We start from the raw sequence: 2,838 nt of genomic DNA, 5'->3' as shown, positions 1-2,838 counted from the left end.
CCGAACTCAGCAGTGAAACGATGCATCGCCGATGGTAGTGTGGGGTTTCCCCATGTGAGAGTAGGTCATCGTCAAGATTCATTTCGCAAAACCCCTATCTGCGCATGCAGGTAGGGGTTTTGTCTTTAAGTAGGAACTACAGAGATTCGCAGGTACGTCCGAGGGACGGGCCAGCACACAGAATTTCTTGACGACCATAGATCATTGGAACCACCTGATCCCATCCCGAACTCAGCAGTGAAACGATGCATCGCCGATGGTAGTGTGGGGCTTCCCCATGTGAGAGTAGGTCATCGTCAAGATTCAAATCCAAAGCCCCTGTCTGCGATGCAGACAGGGGCTTTGTCTTTCAGGGCCGAAAAAAACCAGGGCTTGTGTGCGTCGCAATCAGGTCAGAACTGATAGCTGACCGTGGCACTGACATTGCGCTCTTCACCCATGTAGCAGTAGTTCAAGCTGGCACACGAAGTGATGTAGCTTTCATTGGTAAGGTTGTTGGCGTTCAAGCGCACATCCATCCCCCGCAGCCCGACCTTGCCCAGGTCATAGCCGATCGAGGCGTCGAACAGGGTATAGGAGGGCACCTTCATACTGTTTTCCGCATCCACCCAGCTGTACCCCACATACCGCACCCCACCACCCAAGCGCAGGCCATCCAGGGCCCCCTGGTGGAAGTTGTAGTCAGTCCAAAGCGAGAACATCTGTTTCGGTGCCTGGGTTGGCGAATTGCCCTTGTTATCCAGGTTGCCGGACACCAGGCTGGGCATCGACTTTGCGTACTCGATATCGGTAAAGGTATAGCCGCCCAGCAGCTTCAAGCTGTCGGTCAGTTGCACATGGGCCTCCAGTTCAAGCCCCTGTGAGCGAACTTGCCCTACAGGGCGATAGAAGTCCTCGTCAGGCTGCTTCGAGGCCAGGTTCTCTTGCTCGATGCGGAACACCGATGCGGTGAACAGATTGTCGCTACCCGGCGGCTGATACTTGATGCCAGCCTCCCATTGAGTGCCTTCGGTCGGTGCCAGAGGGCGTCCTTCCTGGTCGGACACGGTATTGGGGTTGAACGACTCCGAGTAGCTGAAATAGGGAGCAATGCCGTTCTCGAACAGGTAAAGCACTCCTGCGCGGGTAGTGAACCTGGAGCGCTGGTCACTGACCTTTGTGTTGCTGTCGCGATCCTCCTCGGACACCTTCACCCAGTCCTGGCGCAGCCCCAACGAGAAGCGCCATTGGTCCAGCTCCACCAGGTCCTGCAGGTAAACGCCCGTTTGCTGCAAGCGCCGCTGGTAGCGGTTCTCGCCCAGCACCTGAAGGTTGCCGTTGCCGTACTGCGGGTTGCCTGCATCCAACGGATCGACTGTGCCATAACGCCAGGCCACGTCAGCCTTGCGTCGCTGGTAGTCGGTGCCCAGCAGCAAGGTGTGTTTGGCGGCCCCGGTGAAGAATTCCGCCTGCAGCATGTTGTCGATGATGTACGAATGCAGGCGTTCGTCGCCGCCGGTATAGGCGCGGTTGAGGATATTGCTGTCGGCATCCGCCCAGCCAGCGGAATACACCTGGTCCATCGACACGTCGGAATCCTGATAGCGGAAGTTCTGGCGTGCCGTGAACACATCGTTGAAGCGATGCTCGAACTGATAGCTGAAGGACTGTTGGGTACGCTCGTAGTTGTCGATACCCGGCTCGCCTTCGAAGAAATGGTCCGAAAGGCGCAAGCCGTTGCGCTTGTGCAGCATGCCATCTGCGGGGTTACCGCCGTGATAGCCGCCGTTGGGGTCATGTTGCAGGTAGGCCTGCATGGTCAGCGAAGTGTCTTCGCTGAAGTCGATGCTGACGGCCGGCGCGATGGCGTAGCGTTCTTCCTTGTTGTGGTCGAACTGCGTGTCGGAAGCATCCGCCAGGCCTGTCAGGCGATAAGCGATACGCTTGTCGTCATCCACGGGGCCGCTGAAATCGAAACCCATGCCGCGCTGGCCTTGGGTACCGAGGGTGGCCTGGACTTGATGGTAGGGGGTGAACAGCGGCTTCTTGGTGGTCAGTGCCACCAGGCCTCCTGGCGAGCTACGGCCATACAGTACCGAAGACGGTCCCTTGAGGATATCGATGCGCTCCAGGAAGTACGGGTCCACCTGCATGGTGCTGTAGGTGCCGTTGTCTCCCATCGACTTGAGCCCGTCGACGTAGATGTTGTCTACCGAGCCGTCGTTGAAGCCACGCATGGCCACATAGTCATAACGATGGGTCGCCCCGTAGGGGTTGGTCAGTACCCCAGGTGTGTAGCGCATGGCTTGGGCAACCGTTTGTGAGCCTTGGTCGTCCATCTGCTGTCGGGTAACCACCGAGACCGATTGTGATGTCTCTACCAGCGGCATGCTGGTCTTGGTCGCCACGTGACTGTGGGTAGCGTTGTAACCCTCCATGCTGCCCAATGCATTGCCAAGTGTGAAGCTACGGACATCGGTGTCTGGCAATGACAATGCAGCGCCTTGGGGTTGTACCTGCAGCACGTAGCTGCGGCCGTTCTGGTTAACGGCTCCCAGGCCGCTGCCATTTAGCAACTGGCGCAGTGCCTGATCGGTAGAGTACTGCCCCTGCAGGCCATTCGACTGCAAGCCTTGGGTGAGCTGGGGTGTGCTCGACAGGGTGATGCCAGCCTGGCGGGCGAACTGGTTGAGCACCTCATCCAACTGGCCGGCCGGGATCGCGTAGTGGTGTGCGGATTCCACGGTCATCTGGCCACCCATTCCATAAGCATCTGACCACCGATTCCACGGTGATCCGGCCACCCATTCCACGCGTATCCGACCACTGATTCCACGGTCATCCGGCCACTCAACCGGG

Annotated in this window: 1 protein-coding gene and 1 rRNA gene; one reads left to right on the top strand and one right to left on the bottom strand. The window is 58.4% G+C overall.

Annotation, left to right across the window (positions count from 1 at the left end; all coding sequences use genetic code 11):
* Window positions 1–186: 186 nt before the first annotated feature.
* Window positions 187–302 (top strand): 5S ribosomal RNA (gene rrf, locus WM94_RS25575).
* Between the two features lie 90 nt (window positions 303–392).
* Here the strand turns inward: rrf and WM94_RS25570 are convergent.
* Window positions 393–2,729, bottom strand: a complete 2,337-nt coding sequence (locus WM94_RS25570; RefSeq protein WP_156486012.1) for a TonB-dependent siderophore receptor — start codon at window positions 2,727–2,729, stop codon at window positions 393–395.
* Between the last annotated feature and the right edge of the window lie 109 nt (window positions 2,730–2,838).

The sequence above is a fragment of the Pseudomonas sp. ABFPK genome (assembly GCF_001586765.1).
In the GTDB taxonomy this organism is placed as follows: Bacteria; Pseudomonadota; Gammaproteobacteria; order Pseudomonadales; family Pseudomonadaceae; genus Aquipseudomonas; species Aquipseudomonas asiatica.
Note: the sequence above shows the minus strand (reverse complement) of the source record. Positions and strands in the feature narration are given on the sequence as shown.